Genomic DNA, 16,349 nt, shown 5'->3' with positions numbered 1-16,349 from the left:
CCCCCGCGGCACCCGTGCCGTCCGCCCCCGACTGCCCCGCACCCGATCCCGCGCCCGCCGCCGCGGCGAGCGCGGGCAGCGGTTCCTCGTCGGGCACGGCAGCGGAGACGACCCCGGCGTGCTGCGGCGGCCTGCCGAGCGAGACCGGCAGCGTGAACCAGACGACCTTCCCCGAGCCGTCGTTCTGCGCCCGCATGCCCCAGCTCGCGCTGACGGCGGCGATCAGCGCCAGACCGCGCCCGCACGTGGCCGACGTCTCCGCCGAGCGCACCCGCGGCAGCCGCGGATCGTGATCCCGTACGGACACCGTCAGATGGTCCCTGCGGAAGACGATCTCCACGGTGCAGTGCTTGTCGTCGCCGGTATGGCGGTGGACGTTGGTGAGCAGTTCGGTGACTCCGAGCGCCGCCGCGTCGACGAGCGGCTCCAGACGCCAGGAGCGCAACTGCGCGGTGACGATCCGCCGTACCTGCCCGATGCGTGAGGGCAGCGCCTGGAACTCCACCGCGCAGTGGGTGCGCGACCTCCCGGTGGCACGGGCGGTCACGGCAGCGGCTCCCCGGACACGGCGGTCAGGGAGCGAAAAGCGACATCCGCGACATTTGTGATGAAAGACACAGGCTCAGGATGGGCCGCCGTTCGGGCTCCCGCAACGCGAGCCGGGCCGTCGGCGGCGCCTCTCACCGGCCGTCGCCGGCGGCGCCGGATACCCGGCGTCGGGCATTCCGGCAACCGGACATGCGGTGCCCCGGCGGTGTCCTGTGTGCTGCGGGCCGACCCGGCCCGTACGCGTGCTGTCGGCCGCCCGTCCCCGGCCGCCGTCCTCAACTGCCTTGCGCCGGGCGCCCGTCCGCACCTCACGGACCCGGACGCCGCGCCCGGGCGGCGCTCAGGTGCCCAGCACCCCGCGGTCCGCCGCGACCTTCGCGCGTGCCGTGCGCACCGCGTCCAGCAGCCCGGCGCGGCGGCCGAGGCCGAACTGGAGCACATAGCGTGTGCCGCTCATCGTCGCCAGCGCGCTGTCCGGCATGCCGTAGCCGCTGATGCGGACCTTGTCGACGGGCGCGCTGTCGATCTCGCTCCCGTAACTGGTCATCAGCACCAACTGCCCGTCCCGTACAAGGACATGACCCGCACGCGTGAGTGAGCGGAGCATCTTCCGTATCCGGACCCCGCCCGCGTCGTACTCAGGCTCAGCCACGATCGCCTCCCACCAGTCCTCGCGGCCCCGGGTTTCCCCGAGGCGCCCGCCCCATACCCTGTCTGCAGTGTGCACGCAAGACGCGGGCTCCACCAGAGGGCCCTTCTATGATCGGCCGCGTGAGCACCACCGACCCCGCCTTCGAACCCGCTCCCGGGGCGGCCCCTGCGTCCGCTTCGGAACCCGGCCCGGCGCAACCGGCCATCAGTGACGCGTTTCCCGCCGGAGCCCCCGGCAGGGACACCCTGGACGTCGACCGCAGCGACCCCGGACACCGTGCCTGGCTCAAGGACGCCGTACGCAAGGTGCAGGCCGACAGCAACCGCAGCGCCGACACCCATCTCATCTCCTTCCCGCTGCCCGAGCAGTGGGGCGTCGACCTGTACCTCAAGGACGAGTCGACCCATCCCACCGGCAGTCTCAAACACCGCCTCGCACGCTCCCTGTTCCTCTACGGGCTGTGCAACGGCTGGATCCGCCCCGGCCGTCCCGTGATCGAGGCGTCCTCCGGTTCGACCGCGGTGAGCGAGGCGTACTTCGCGAAGCTGATCGGCGTCCCCTTCATCGCGGTGATGCCGCGCACGACGAGCAGCGAGAAGACCCGGCTCATCGAGTTCCACGGCGGGCGGTGCCATCTCGTGGACGACCCCCGCAGCGTGTACGAGGTCTCGGCGGCACTCGCGGCGGAGTCCGGGGGCCACTACATGGACCAGTTCACCTACGCCGAGCGCGCCACGGACTGGCGCGGCAACAACAACATCGCCGAGTCCGTGTACGAGCAGATGCGGCTGGAGCGCTTCCCCGAACCGGCCTGGATCGTGGCCACGGCCGGCACCGGCGGCACGTCGGCGACCATCGCCCGCTACATCCGCTACACCCAGCGCGACACCCGCGTCTGCGTGCCCGACCCCGAGAACTCCTGCTTCTTCGACGGCTGGCTGCGCGGCGACAACGAGGCCCGGGTGGAGGGGAGTTCGCGCATCGAGGGCATCGGGCGGCCCCGGATGGAACCCAGCTTCCTGCCGACCGCCGTGGACCGGATGATGAAGGTGCCCGACGCCGCCGCCGTCGCCGCGGTGCGCGCCCTGGAGCGCGCCATCGGCCGGCGCGCGGGCGGCTCGACGGGGACCGGGCTGTGGAGCGCCCTGAAGATCGTCTCGGAGATGGCCGCCGAGGGACGCACCGGCAGCGTCGTCACGCTGATCTGCGACCCGGGGGACCGCTATCTCGACAAGTACTACTCCGACGACTGGCTCGCCGCGCAGGGCCTCGACATCGCCCCGTACACGCGCACCATCGAGACGCTGCTGGCGACGGGCGACTGGACGGGCTGAGGCCGGCGGACCGAGACCGGCGGACCGAGACCGGCGGACCGGGGCCGGGGCGCGCCGTCCGCCGTCCGTCACGCGTCCCGCGCGCCGGCACCAGGGACGTCCGAGCCGTCGGCAGCCTCCGCGTCCTCCGCGACGACCAGTTCGCGGATGTGCTCCCGTACCCGTTCACGTGCCCGCTGCGGCAGCCCGCCGTCCGTGACGAACGTATGGACCTCGGCCAGCGACGCGAACGAACTCAGGCCCACCTGCCCCCACTTGGTGTGGTCCGCGACGACGACCACGCGCCGCGCCGACCCGACCAGACGCCGGTTGGTCTCGGCCTCCGCCAGGTTCGGCGTCGAGAGCCCCGCCTCCGCCGATATGCCGTGCACCCCGAGGAAGAGCAGATCGAAGTGGAGCGTGCGGATCGCGGCGTCGGCCACCGGCCCGACCAGTGAGTCGGACGGTGTGCGCACACCGCCGGTGAGAACCACCGTCGCGGTGCCCTCGCGCGCCCCCGGCCGCGCGGCGCCGGACGGACGCCGCCGCGCCGCGTGGAAGACGTCCGCGACGCGCACCGAGTTGGTGACCACCGTCAGGTCCGGCACCTCCGTCAGCAGCCGCGCCAGCGCATACGTCGTCGTACCGCCCGACAGGGCGATCGCGCTGCCCGGCACCGCCAACTCCGCCGCGGCACGGGCGATTCGGTCCTTCGCCGGCTGCTCCAGCGCCGACTTCGCCTCGAACCCGGGCTCGTGGGTGCTGGCGTCCGCGACCCGTACGGCCCCGCCGTGCACCTTCTCCAAGGCGCCGCGGCGGGCCAGCACGTCCAGGTCGCGGCGGATCGTCATGTCGGACACGGCAAGCCTGCGCGTCAGTTCGTTGACGCGTACGCCGCCGCGCTCGCGCACCTCACCGAGGATCAGCGCGCGCCGCTGCTCCGCGAGCAGATTCTGGTTCTCGCCCGCCGCGTTCACCGTGCCGCCGTCCCTTCGTCCGAAGCCGCCCCGGGCCGCCGCCCCCGCGACCGCCGTCACCGGCACATCCTGCCACCCGGCACTGACGGCCCCCACGTCACGATTTCGCGTGGCTTGTGTGTGGACGGGCATGGGCGCCCCGCCGGGGGAAGGATGCTGGAGCCACCGCAACAGCACACGACGTCACGGGGGAGCGGAGCATTGCAGCAGGCGGAGAACGAGGGCGGACAGGCGGCCGACGTCTCACGAACGACCCCCGGAGAGTCGGGAGTTGAGCCTCCGCCAGGTCTCAACCTGGAGCTGCTGGTGCACGGCGTCGGCGGTACGACGCCGCAGGAGATGCTCGGCGATCCGCGCATCGAGTGCGTCACCGGCGACGCCACCGCCGCCGTCTACCGGCGTACCGACGACGTCGACGCCGAGGACCGCCCGCAGGACTACACGGACAAGCCCGTGCCCGAGGCGTACTCCTGGTCCAATCTGACCTCCGGCAACGGCGCCCGCGCGCTGTGGCTGATCCTGCTGCCCTTCATGGTCGCCAACCTCGCGCACTGGATGCGCCCCGCCGACTACGGCCCGCGGCTCAGGGCGGCCCGTATCCACGGCGTCCTGGTGCGGCTGCTCGCCCTCAGCCTCACCGTGCTGCTGGTCGCCGCCGCCTGCGAGGTCGCACTCGATCTGATGGCGTGGCAGTGCGCGGGCTCCGCCGGGTGCGCCGCCGAGCACTCCTGGCTGGGCTTCATGGCGCAGAACTCCTCGGGAGGCGGCGGCTGGTGGAGCCAGCCGGGACGGCGCCTCGCGCTGGCCGCGGTGGTGCCCGCCGCGCTGACGCTGCTGCTGTGGTGGCTCTCGCACCGCACCTGGGCGGCGTACGAGTCGCAGCAGCCGCTGCGCCGCCCCGTCGACGAGTACGACCGCGAGGCACGGGACCGTCCGGCGCTCTGCCTGCCCGGATTCTGGTACGGCAAGCGGCTCGTGGCGCGGCTGCGGGCCGCCCACACCGCCGCGGGCTTCCTCACCGTCGCCGCCGCCGTGGCGGGCGCCGCCACCCGCCACGACCGCAAGCCCGGCGGCAGTGCGGCGCTCGACGCGGTCGGCTGGCTGGCGGAGATCCTTCTCGTGGTGTGCGCGCTGTGGGTGCTGTACGTGGTGTGCCGCCGGGGCCGCAAGGAGAGCGAACCCGACGACGCGCTCGACCGGTTCACGGTGCGCGCGCTGCCCGGAGTGAGCGCGGGCGTGCTGCTGCTGGCCGTGGTGCACGCGGCCTGGTCGCGCCCTGGCTGGGTCTCGCGGGGCGGCGAACTGCCCGGCGACGAGGCCTTCGGGGTGCTGGCCCTCGTGCAGGGCGCGCTGGTCGCGGCCCTCGGCGTCCTCGGCTTCGTGCTGCACCGCAGGCGGCCCCAGGACCGTACGGCGCTCAAGGGGCTCGGCTCGGCGTGCGTGGCGATGCTCGCGTGCGCGCTGGGCGGTGTGATGTCCGGCGGCGTCACCCAGCGCGTCGGCGACTGGCTCGACGGGCCCGGCACCCCCGGCATGGGCAACGGGCTCATCGACGGCCCGCCGACGCTGCTGACATGGCAGTCGGCGGCCATCCCCGTACTGCTGGGCGCGCTGCTGGTGCTGGTGCTGTGGTTCCTGTTCCGACTCTCCCGCCGGAGCAGGGAGTTGACGGACGACGTGGAACGCGGCTACCCGGGCGTCCTTCCCGATCCCTCGCGTTCGCGCCGTATCGCCTCCGTCATCGCACGGGCCGGGCTGACCGACGCCGCTCCCTGGCTGGTGGGCACGGTCGCCGCCATCACCTTCGTCCTGGGCGCCGCCGGGGTGCTGGGCACCTGGAGTACGCACGAGGTGCCGGGTCGCGCCGCCGACGGACTGCCCGCCGTGCTCGACGGGTTCGCCGACACCGTCCAGGTGCTGGGGTCCTGGCTCATCGGGGTCGCGTTCGTGCTGTTCCTCGCCTGGGGCCGCCGCGCCTACCGCGACCCCTCGGCACGGCGCACCATCGGCATCCTGTGGGACGTCGGCACCTTCTGGCCGCGGGCCGCGCACCCCTTCTCCCCGCCGTGCTACGCGGAGCGGGCCGTGCCCGACCTGGCCTGGCGGATGGGCACGTGGACGGAGCAGACCGGCGGACGGCTGGTGATCTCCGGGCACTCGCAGGGCAGCGTCCTCGCGGCCGCGGCCGTGTGGCACCTGGACCGGGAGACCCGGCGCCGGGTGGCGCTGCTGACGTACGGCTCGCCGCTGGAGCGGCTGTACGGGCGCTGGTTCCCCGCGTACTTCGGTCCGCGCCAACTCCACGATCTGCACCGGCAGGTGGACTGCTGGCGCAATCTGTGGCGGCTGACCGACCCCATCGGCGGTCCCGTACGGGTCGACAGCGGCGACGGTGCCGCAGGCGACGACGATGACACCGGCGGTGACGGTGCCCCGGGCGGTGAGGGTGCCGAGCAGACCGGCTCCCCGTCCGCGGACGGCGCCGCCGGCGTCGACCGGGGCCCGCTGCTCGACCCCCTCGAATACGGCCGCACCCTCGAACACCCGCTGCCCGCACCGATCCTGGGCCATGGCGAATACCAGGCCGACCCCGTCTTCGACGAGGAGCGCGACCGGCTGCTCATCCGGCTGCGGCACCGCGAGCGGGGCGTGCTGCCACGGCAGGAGACGGGCCGGAAGGCGGGAGAGGCGACGGAGCAGAAGACGAACGGGGACGCGGCGGAGGACGCCGGGAGTTCCGGGAGCGACGGGAGCCCCGGGAACCCGGGGCCGGGTGCCGCCGCCGGAACGGGAGTTCAGAGCCCCCGCGGCAAGTCGTCCGCGTAGAGCAGGGTGAGGTCCTCGGTGCTCGGGTCGGGAAGCTGCGCCACCCGGCCCGCGTGCTGCTCGACCATCGACTCGAAGGTCTGCCGCGCGGTGCGCCCGTTGCCGAACGAGGGGCCCTTGGGCAGCGCCGTGAAGTGCTTGAGCAGCGCCTCCGTCGCGGCCTCGCCGATCCGGTACTCGTGCTCCTCGGCCTGCTGCTCCACGATCCGCAGCAGCTCCTCGGGCGTGTAGTCGCCGAAGGTGATGGTGCGTGAGAAGCGGGACGCCACACCGGGGTTGACGGCGAGGAAGCGCTCCATCTCCGCCGTGTAGCCCGCGGCGATCACCACGACCTCCTCGCGGTGGTCCTCCATCAGCTTCACCAGGGTGTCGATGGCCTCGCGGCCGAAGTCGCGGCCCCCGTCCTCGGGGGAGAGGGCGTACGCCTCGTCGATGAAGAGCACACCGCCGCGCGCCCGGTCGAAGGCCTCCTGTGTACGGATCGCGGTGGAGCCGATGTGCTCGCCCACGAGGTCGACGCGGGAGACCTCCACGAGATGGCCGCGCTCCAGCACCCCGAGCGAGTGCAGGATCTCGCCGTACAGCCGGGCCACCGTCGTCTTGCCGGTGCCCGGCGAGCCGGTGAAGACCAGATGACGGCGCACGGAGGCCGCCTTGAGGCCGGCCTCCTGGCGGCGGCGTCCCACCTCGATCATGTCCGTGAGCGCCCGCACTTCGCGCTTGACGCTGTCCAGGCCCACCAGGGTGTCGAGTTCGCCGAGCACCTCCTGTGCGGGGCGGGCCGGAAGCGCGGCGGGCTGCTCGTCCTCTCCCGCGGCGGCGGACTTCTTCTTCGGCTTGGCGGCCTGCTGCCGTACGGGCGCGGTCGCGGGCAGCAGCGACGCGGGCGGTGCGCTCCCGCCGCCCGGCTGCCCGGACGCGGGCTGCTCACCGTCCGGCGAGGCGACCGCACCGGAGGCGGTGCCGTCCTGCGGCGCGGACACCGCGGCGCTGTCGTCGCTGCGGCAGTCCTCGACCACGGGACCCTTCTCCGCGAACTCGAAGCCGCCGCGGGCGCACCGCTCCGTACGGCAGCGGCGCAGCGTCGTACGGCAGCCGTCGATCACATGGAAGCCGTACCCCTGCGAACCGCTGACCCGGCAGCCGTGGAAGGTGCCGCGGCCGCCGGCCGAGACATAGAAGCCGGCCTCCGTCGGCGAGGTGACCGTGCAGCGCTCGATGCCCGGGTCGGCGCCCTTGGTGACGATGAAGCCCGTCGCGACGCCGTCCACCGTGCAGTTGGCGAGGGTGCCGCCGCTGCCGTGGTCGCGGAACCAGGCGCCCGTGGCCGCCTCCCGGATCCGGCAGTCGTCGAGCTGCACCTGTGCGCCGTCGCTCACCGAGACCGCGGTGCCCCGCACTTGGGCCAGATCGCTGTCGATGACGTCGGCACGCGAGCCCCGGTCGAGGATGAACAGCGCGTCGGGAACGGTGTGCACACGGCAGGAGTCCAGGACGGCGCTGGCGCCGTCGCTGATCCACACCGCGGGATAGTCGCCCGTACTCTCGTGTATCTCACAGCCGTTGGCGTCCACGCGGGTGCCCGGATCCCACACCGACAGGCCGTTGCGGCCGAAGCGCCGCACCGTGGAGCGGGTGAGGGTGAGCACCGAACGGGAGCGCAGATCCAGGGCGTTCTCGGGGATGTCGTGGATGTCGCAGTCGGCGAGCGTGAGCACGGCGTCGGTGTCGAGCGTGACGCCGTCGGCGGACGTGCGGTGCACCCGGCAGTCTGTGAGGTGCCCCGTGGCGCGGGAGACGACCTGTACGCCGCTGCCCTTGATCTCGTACACCTCGCACCCCACGGCCTCGGCCGCGCTGCCCTCGCCGTGCAGCGACAGCCCGGCCCCGGTGGCGTGGTGGACGGTGCACCGCTCCAGCCGCGGATGGGCGCCGTCGCGCACCGAGACGCCCGACTGGCCCGCGGAGACGATCTCGCACTCCTCGTAGACGCCGCCGGCGCCGCCGGTCACGGTGATGCCCGTACCGGCCGGATTGTCGACCGTGCAGCGGCGCACCGTCGGACGGGCGCCGCCGCGCACCTCGATACCGGAGGCCGAACGCGCCATCACCCGGAGGCTGTTGAGCTCGGCGGCGCCGTCCTCGACGAGCAGCGCCGGGGAGGCGGCGTCCTGCGCCTCGATCTGGAGATGCTGGACGACGGCCGAGGAGCGGACGGTGAGGGCCACGCCCTCGGCCGGTGCGATACGGACCGAACCGGAGGCGGCACGCTCGGGGCCGCGCAGGGTGACGGTGCGCTCCAGCACCAGGTTCTCCCGGTAGGTGCCGGGGGCGACGGTGATCACGTCACCGTCCGTGGCGGCTTCCAGGGCGGCTGCGAGAGATCCGTACTCTCCTGTGCGGCGCCTCCACCGCGACGTACCGGCGTGCGTCACCTGCACCGAGCCCTGTGCCATGGACAGTTGTGCCCCAACCTCGAAGTTCCTGTTGCGCGTTGGTACGCGCGGGGAGTCGGACCACCGTAGCGTGCGCGGAGGGCACGGTTGCGATGTGTCCGCACTTCGGGCGCACGACGGACACGGTACGTACGCGGCTTGTCCGTGCGCGGGGCCGGCGTGGGGTCGGGGCCGTCTGCCGGTACGGGGAGGGCCGCCGACGGGGCCCGGCGCAGCCGTCGCGGGACGGGCACCGGCGGCCGGGCAGAACTCGGGCTCCGGCGCCCGAGTGCCCTGGCGGCCTCAACTGTTGGAGCCGGTGCGGCCCCAGTCGGGACCGATGCGCGCCCACTCCGCGTCCCACAGCGCGTACCGCCGGCGCAGCAACTGCCGCATGGCCAGCCGCCGTCCGGCCTCCATCAGGCCCGCCGCGCCGGTGCCGGCGGCGAGACCGGCGAGCGCGGCGTACGAGGACGCCGTACGCGCGCTCATCGGGCGGTTCGCGGGCATGCCGCCGGCGTCCGTCCACAGGCGGAAGCGCTCGCCGGGCTGGACGTGCTCCCGTGTGGTGACGGTGTCCTTGTGGCTGCTGCCGTCCGGCCCCGCCCAGTGGGCGACGACGTGCTGCCGGTCGGGCTGGTGCGCGGCGGACTCCGGGTCGGAGTCCAACGGAGCGCGGTTCTGGACGGATTCGGTCGTCGCCCAGACCTGCTGACGGGCCTGGTTCTGCGTCCGCACGCTGTCCAGCAGTGCGCTGTGCGCCGCGGAGGCGCCCAGCCAGCCGGCGAACGGTGCGACGGCGACGACAAGGATCATGGCACCCAGTGCCAGCCATGCTTCGCGGCGGTCGCTGCGGCGGCACAGCGGATTTCCCCGCCAGCGCCACAGACCGACGATCGCGCGCATAACTTCTCACCCCCTTCTCCACATGCGTAAGTACCTCTTGGCGAGAAGCACATGCGTGGAAACAGGCCGAAGAGACTCAAATCACCGGAACGTGGTCATGGTTCCGGGCCCCGTGCCCACCCCCTCGTGGACTGACGAGCTTACTCTTCGCGCGGCGGCGGTTCGGCCCAGGGTGGCGGGACTCACGTGCACCCGGTGTCAGGGTCCGGTGCCGCGTGACGTGCGGGCGGGGTCAAGTCCCGGCCGGGCGGCGGGTCTTCCGTACAAGTTGCGCCCGATACCCAGCGATTCATCCCGGCATTCTCTGCAATGGCTGATCTTTTGAGCGATTGCCCGGTTCCGCGACCGCGACATAACTTCGTTCTGCACGACGGCGATCGCCCGTGCCGACACGGAGATTGGGGTTGTCCCTATGGCGACTGCGGTGGAGACGAATTCCGGCGGAGAGGACGCTGTGCCGCAGGCGCAGTCGAGTCTCGCGACACAGGCCGCGCGCAATCTCGCCACCACCACCAAAACGCCTCCGCAGATGCAGGGAATCACCTCCCGGTGGCTGCTGAAGGTCCTTCCCTGGGTGCACGTTCCCGGCGGCACGTTCCGCGTCAACAGGCGTCTGACGCACACCCTCGGGGACGGCCGGATCGAATTCGTCAGCTCCGGCAGCGACGTACGGGTCATTCCGCTGGAGCTGACCGAACTGCCGCTGCTGCGCGGCTATGAGGACCGCGCCGTGCTCGAAGCGCTCGCCAGCCGCTGCCGGCAGCGCGACTTCGGGCCGGGGGAGACGATCGTCGAAGCCGGCCGCCCCGCCGACCAGTTGGTCCTCGTCGCGCACGGCAAGCTGCGCAAGACCACGGAGGGCAAGTACGGCGGCGAGAGCGCGCTGGGCGTCCTGGCCGACGGCGACCACATCGGCGCCGACGGACTCACCGGCGAGACCGGGTCATGGGACGTCACCCTCACCTCCCTGACCAGCGGCACCGTCCTCACGCTCGCACGCGAGTCCTTCGAGGAGGTCTCCGGCCGCTCCGAGAGCCTCCGTACACACGTCGAATCCGCCCTCGCCGCCGCGCAGGAGGAGCGCACCCCGGACGGTGAGGCGGAGATCGCGTTGGCGTCGGGGCATGCGGGGGAGGAGCGGTTGCCGGGGACGTTCGTGGATTACGAGGCGTCGCCGCGGGAGTACGAGTTGAGTGTGGCGCAGACGGTGCTGCGGGTGCACACACGTGTCGCGGATCTCTACAACGATCCGATGGACCAGGTGGAGGAGCAACTGCGGCTGACCGTGGAGGCGTTGCGGGAGCGGCAGGAGCACGAGATGGTCAACAACCGGGACTTCGGGCTGCTGCACAACGCCGCCCTGCCCCAGCGGATCCACACCCGCAGCGGCCCGCCCACCCCCGACGACCTCGACGAACTCCTCGCCACCGTATGGAAGGAGCCGAGCGTCGTCCTCGCCCACCCCAAGGCCATCGCCGCCTTCGGACGCGAGTGCAACAGCCGCGGCGTCCAGCCGGATGGCGTGGAGCTGGACGGCCACCGGGTGCCGGCCTGGCGCGGCGTCCCGCTGCTGCCCTGCGACAAGATCCCGGTCACCGGCGGCGGCAGCACGTCGATGCTGGCGATGCGTACGGGGGAGAAGGCACAGGGCGTCGTGGCATTGCACCAGACGGGAATTCCCGACGAATACCAGCCGGGGGTCTCGGTGCGCTTCATGGGAATCGACGAAAAGGCCCTCATCTCCTATCTGGTGAGCGCTTACTATTCCGCGGCCGTCCTGGTGCCGGACGCTCTGGGAATTCTCGAGGACGTCGAGACCGGGCACTGACGGGAGCCGCCCTCTCCCCGTATCCGTACTCGCCCGCACCGCCAACGACCCGACAGGGAAGGCCGGTTGATGACCCCGCAGCACGTCCCCGCCTCCGACTCCGCATCCGCCTCCGACTCCGGCGCACCGCATCCGCTCAGCCTCTCCACCGCCGCCGCACGACGCCTGGCCACCACCACGAAGACGCCTCCGCAGATGCAGGGGATCTCCTCGCGGTGGCTGCTGAAGGTCCTGCCGTGGGTCGAGGCCGCCGGCGGCACGTTCCGCGTCAACAGGCGTCTGACGCACACCCTCGGCGACGGCCGGATCGAGTTCGTCGTCACTGGCGCCGACATCTCCGTCATCCCGGCCGAGCTGCGGGAGATCCCGCTGCTGCGCGGGCTGACGGACGAGGGCGCGCTGCGTGCCCTCGCCGAGCGGTTCGAGCAGCGCGAGTTCACCGCCGGGCAGACGGTGCTCGCGCCGGGCGACCCGGCGCAGCTCCTCCTCATCGCCCACGGCAAGATCCGGCGCACGGGCAGCGGCAAGTACGGCGAACAGGTCTCCCTCGGCGTCCTCGCCGGCGGCGACCACACCGGCGACCAGGCCCTCACCCCCGAGCCCCCGGCCGCGGAGCAGACCCTCACCGCGCTGACGACCTGCACCGTACTGGCCCTGCGGGCCGAGGACTTCCGCGAGATCGCCGACCGCTCGACCGCGCTGCGCTCCTACCTCGACGCCTCTCTCTCCCGCGCGATCCCCCGGCAGAACAGACGGGGTGAGGCGGAGATCGCGTTGGCGTCGGGGCATGCGGGGGAGGAGCGGTTGCCGGGGACGTTCGTGGATTACGAGGCGTCGCCGCGGGAGTACGAGTTGAGTGTGGCGCAGACGGTGCTGCGGGTGCACACACGTGTCGCGGATCTCTACAACGATCCGATGGACCAGGTGGAGGAGCAACTGCGGCTGACCGTGGAGGCGTTGCGGGAGCGGCAGGAGCACGAGATGGTCAACAACCGGGACTTCGGCCTGCTGCACAACGCCGCGCTCGCGCAGCGCATCCACACCCGCAGCGGCCCGCCCACCCCCGACGACCTCGACGAGCTGATCTCCCGCCGCCGCAAGACACAGTTCCTGCTCGCGCACCCACGGGCGATCGCGGCGATCGGACGCGAGTGCAGCAGCCGCGGCCTCTACCCCGGGCAGACGGAGCTGCACGGCTCCACGGTGCGCACCTGGCGCGGCGTCCCGCTGCTGCCGTGCAACAAGATCCCGGTGCGCGAGGACGGCACGACGAGCGTGCTGGCGATGCGTACGGGCCAGGAGAACCAGGGCGTCGTCGGCCTCCGCCAGACCGGCATCCCGGACGAGATCCAGCCCGGGCTCAACGTCCGCTTCATGGGCATCGACGACAAGGCCCTGATCTCCTACCTGGTCAGCACGTACTTCTCGGCCGCCGTGCTGGTGCCGGACGCCCTCGGCGTACTGGAGGACGTCGAGGTCTGACGCCTCGCCGGGCACCGATCTCTGAACGGGCCACAGGCCGCGGGGAGTCGGGCGCCCCCGCTCCGTCCGGCACCGGCAACACAAGCGGCGGCCACCACAGACCCGGGGGCGGGAGGAGTGACCTCAGCCGGAGGCCGCGGACCAGCTCCACTCCGCGACCTCCGGCAGGTCCGTCCCGTGCTCGCGGATCCACGCGTGGTGCCGGGTCCGTACGTCCTCCATCGCCTGCCGCACTCCGGCCGCCCGCACCGGCAGCCCCGGCGTGCGGTCGATGACGTCCATCACCAGCCGGTAGCGGTCCATGTCGTTACGCACCACCATGTCGAACGGCGTCGTCGTGGCGCCCGACTCCTTGTAGCCGCGCACATGGAGGGAGTCGTGCACCGCCCGCCGGTAGGCCAGCCGGTGCACCAGCCACGGATAGCCGTGGTAGGCGAAGATCACCGGCTTGTCGCGGGTGAAGACGGCGTCGAACTCCGAGTCGGGCAGCCCGTGCGGATGCTCCGAGTGCGGCATCAGCCGCGCGATGTCGACCACGTTGACCACCCGCACTGCGAGCTGCGGCAGATGCTCACGCAGCAGCGAGGCCGCCGCGAGGGTCTCCTGCGTGGGGACGTCGCCCGCGCACGCCAGCACCACGTCCGGCTCCCCGCCGCGTACTTCGGTGCCCGCCCACTCCCACACGCCCAGACCGCGTTCGCAGTGGCCCCGTGCCTCCTCCAGCGGCAGCCAGTCGAAGCACGCCTGCTTTCCGGCGACCACGACGTTGACGGTGTCGCGGGTGCGCAGCACATGATCGGCCACGCACAGCAGCGTGTTGGCGTCCGGCGGCAGATAGACCCGTACGACCTGCGGGCTCTTGTTCATGATGTGGTCGATGAAGCCCGGGTCCTGGTGCGAGAAGCCGTTGTGGTCCTGGCGCCAGGCGTGCGAGGTGAGCAGGTAGTTGAGCGAGCTGACCGGCCGGCGCCACGGCACCTCCAGCGCGCTCTGGATCCACTTCACGTGCTGCCCGGCCATGCTGGCGACGATGTGGGCGAACGCCTCGTACGAGGCGAAGAGCCCGTGCCGCCCGGTGAGGACGTACCCCTCCAGCCAGCCCTGGCACATGTGCTCCGAGAGCACCTCCAACACCCGTCCGTGCGCGCCCAGATGCTCGTCCGTCGCCAGCGTCCGCGCCTGCCAGCCGCGGGGGGTGACGTCGAAGACGCCGTCGAGATGGTTCGACGCCGTCTCGTCCGGGCCGAAGAGGCGGAAGTCCCGCCGCTCCCGCGTCGCGTCGAACAGCTCGCTCAGCATCCCGCCGAGGACCCGCGTCGGCTCGTGCATCGAGTGCCCGTGCCGCTCGACGTCCACGGCGTGCGGTTCCAGCGCGGGCAGCGGCAGTTCGCGCAGCAGCCGGCCGCCGTTCGCCTCCGGTACGGAGCCCAGTCGGCGGTCGCCCTCCGGTACGCACGCCAGCACCTCCCGCGTGGGACGGCCGCGCTCGTCGAACAGCTCGTCCGGACGGTAGGAGCGCAGCCAGTCCTCCAACTCCCGCAGCCGCGCCGGGTCTTCGCGTACGTCCGCGAGCGGGATCTGATGCGCGCGCCAGGTGTTCTCGACGGGCTGTCCGTCGACCTCGACCGGTCCCGTCCAGCCCTTGGGCGTACGCAGCACGAGCATCGGCCAGCGCGGCCGGTGCGCGGAGCCGTCCGCACTCGCCCGCGCCTCGCGCTGGTACCGGCCGATGCGGTCCAGCGCCGTGTCGAAGGCCGCGGCGAGCGCGCGGTGCGTCTCGGCGTGCGGAGTGCCGGGTTCGGCGGTGACGTGCAGCGGGTCGTAGCCGTAGCCGCGCAGCAGCGCATCCAGGTCGTCCTGCGGAATCCGGGCGAGCACCGTCGGGTTGGCGATCTTGTAGCCGTTGAGGTGGAGGACGGGGAGGACGGCGCCGTCGTGCACCGGGTCGAGGAAGGTGGTGGAGTGCCAGGCCGCGGCGAGCGGTCCCGTCTCGGCCTCGCCGTCGCCGACGACCGCGCACACCAGCAGGTCCGGATCGTCGAACGCGGCGCCGAAGGCGTGCGCGAGCGCGTAGCCGAGTTCGCCGCCCTCCTGGATCGAGCCCGGCACGTCCGGCGCCGTGTGGCTGGGCAGTCCGCCCGGCTGGGAGAAGCTGCGGAAGAGGCCGAGCATGCCCTCCGCGTCCCGTGCACGTTCCGCTTCCAGTTCGCCGTACGTGCCCTCCAGCCAGGCACCCGCCAGCACCGCCGGTGCGCCGTGCCCCGGACCCCACACGCACATCGCCCGCTGATCCCGCTCCCGGATCACCCTGTTGAGATGGGTGTAGATCAGCCCGAGCCCGGGCGTCGAACCCCAGTGCCCCAGCAGCCTCGGCTTGATGTGCTCCGGGCGCAGCGGCTCGCGCAGCAGCGGGTTGTCCCGCAGATAGAGCTGGCAGGCGGAGAGGTAGTTGAGCGCACGCCAGTGGGCGTCGAGCACGGTGGTGTCGCTGTCGGTGAGCGAGGGGTGCGTCAGCATTCCGGATGGGTACCAGGGTCCCCGGGACCTGACACCCGTCCGGTGGCCCGTGGGTGTATCCCGAACCGTGCAGAATTGTCCCGGTCCACAGCGTTGCCTGCGCGTGTGACGCACGGCACGATGACGGTGTGCTGAATCCATGGCTGGCGCTGGAGACCGGAGCAGACGCGGCCGAACGGTCGGGCCAGGTGCGCCGCGCCCACGAGGAGTTCGTGACCCGGGGCGCGATCGGCGCGGACGTACGGCATGTGGTGGCCGAGTCCTGGCGGCGCTGCGCCGGAGCCGCCGTCGAGCCGGAGAGCGTGGCTGGCATCGACCTGGCGGACGCCGACCTCGCCGCGTACCGCGCCGCCCATCCGCTGGCCCGCGTCATGCCGCTCTTCCGTGAACTCCTGGGCACCGTCGCCGACGACGGCGCCCATCTGCTCTCCGTGTGCGACGAACACGGGCGCATGCTCTGGGTGGAGGGCCACACCCAGGTCCAGCGGCTCGCCGAGCGGATGAACTTCGTGCCGGGAGCCCGCTGGTCGGAGCGGTACATCGGCACCAACGCACCCGGTACGGCGCTCGCCGTCGACCACGCCGTGCAGATCTTCACCGCGGAGCACTACTGCCGCCCGGTGCAGGAGTGGACGTGCGCCGCCGCCCCCGTGCACGATCCGCGCACCCACCGCGTCATCGGCGCCGTCGACATCACCGGCGGCGACCACCTGGCCGCACCGCAGAGCCTCGCGCTCGTACAGGCCACGGCACGCGCCGCGGAGGCCCACCTCGCCGAACTGGCCGCCGGCGGCGGCACGTCGGCGGACGGCGGCCCCGTGCTCAACGCCCTCGGCTGCGACGAGGCCCTGCTCGACACCGGCG

11 protein-coding genes are annotated in these 16,349 nt (G+C 72.5%); 5 read left to right on the top strand and 6 right to left on the bottom strand.

The window, feature by feature from the left end:
- The coding region (locus AN218_RS00615) for an ATP-binding protein (RefSeq protein WP_244900179.1) at positions 1 to 547 on the bottom strand (547 nt) is incomplete at its 3' end.
- A gap of 342 nt (positions 548 to 889) precedes the next feature.
- Positions 890 to 1,201, bottom strand: coding sequence for a hypothetical protein (locus tag AN218_RS00610; protein WP_070014453.1), 312 nt, complete (start codon positions 1,199 to 1,201; stop codon positions 890 to 892).
- A 203-nt stretch (positions 1,202 to 1,404) separates the two neighbouring features.
- On the opposite strand from AN218_RS00610, the gene AN218_RS00605 reads away from it, so the two are divergent.
- Complete coding sequence (locus tag AN218_RS00605) at positions 1,405 to 2,535, top strand: PLP-dependent cysteine synthase family protein (RefSeq protein ID WP_070014455.1); 1,131 nt, start codon at positions 1,405 to 1,407, stop codon at positions 2,533 to 2,535.
- A gap of 68 nt (positions 2,536 to 2,603) precedes the next feature.
- On the opposite strand, the gene AN218_RS00600 is transcribed toward AN218_RS00605, so the two are convergent.
- Positions 2,604 to 3,557, bottom strand: coding sequence for a DeoR/GlpR family DNA-binding transcription regulator (locus AN218_RS00600; protein WP_420855924.1), 954 nt, complete (start codon positions 3,555 to 3,557; stop codon positions 2,604 to 2,606).
- A gap of 87 nt (positions 3,558 to 3,644) precedes the next feature.
- On the opposite strand from AN218_RS00600, the gene AN218_RS00595 reads away from it, so the two are divergent.
- Entirely contained in the window at positions 3,645 to 6,317 is a 2,673-nt protein-coding gene (locus tag AN218_RS00595; protein ID WP_420855923.1) for a hypothetical protein, read from the top strand.
- On the opposite strand, the gene AN218_RS00590 is transcribed toward AN218_RS00595, so the two are convergent.
- Positions 6,287 to 8,773 carry a right-handed parallel beta-helix repeat-containing protein gene (locus tag AN218_RS00590; RefSeq protein WP_070014452.1) on the bottom strand — a complete coding sequence of 829 codons (2,487 nt, stop codon included), beginning with the start codon at positions 8,771 to 8,773 and terminating at the stop codon, positions 6,287 to 6,289. The two genes, AN218_RS00595 and AN218_RS00590, sit on opposite strands and share 31 nt — an antisense overlap.
- A 282-nt stretch (positions 8,774 to 9,055) precedes the next feature.
- A complete protein-coding gene (locus AN218_RS00585) occupies positions 9,056 to 9,658 on the bottom strand; it encodes an Rv1733c family protein (RefSeq protein WP_070014451.1) in 603 nt (200 codons plus the stop codon).
- Between the two features lie 412 nt (positions 9,659 to 10,070).
- Here AN218_RS00585 and AN218_RS00580 point away from each other — a divergent pair, with 412 nt between their 5' ends.
- A complete protein-coding gene (locus AN218_RS00580) occupies positions 10,071 to 11,486 on the top strand; it encodes a family 2B encapsulin nanocompartment shell protein (protein ID WP_070014450.1) in 1,416 nt (471 codons plus the stop codon).
- Positions 11,487 to 11,555: 69 nt separating this feature from the next.
- Positions 11,556 to 12,968, top strand: a complete 1,413-nt coding sequence (locus AN218_RS00575) for a family 2B encapsulin nanocompartment shell protein (protein ID WP_070014449.1) — start codon at positions 11,556 to 11,558, stop codon at positions 12,966 to 12,968.
- A 123-nt stretch (positions 12,969 to 13,091) separates the two neighbouring features.
- On the opposite strand, the gene AN218_RS00570 is transcribed toward AN218_RS00575, so the two are convergent.
- Positions 13,092 to 15,485, bottom strand: a complete 2,394-nt coding sequence (locus tag AN218_RS00570; RefSeq protein ID WP_070014448.1) for a phosphoketolase family protein — start codon at positions 15,483 to 15,485, stop codon at positions 13,092 to 13,094.
- A 128-nt stretch (positions 15,486 to 15,613) separates the two neighbouring features.
- On the opposite strand from AN218_RS00570, the gene AN218_RS00565 reads away from it, so the two are divergent.
- Positions 15,614 to 16,349 (top strand): GAF domain-containing protein (locus tag AN218_RS00565; RefSeq protein ID WP_338059583.1); only part of this gene is annotated, 736 nt, incomplete at its 3' end.

It is taken from the genome of Streptomyces nanshensis (assembly GCF_001751255.1).
Lineage (GTDB): Bacteria > Actinomycetota > Actinomycetes > Streptomycetales > Streptomycetaceae > Streptomyces > Streptomyces nanshensis_A.
The sequence above is the reverse complement of the archived record's forward strand: the minus strand, read 5'-3'. Positions and strand labels throughout refer to the sequence as shown.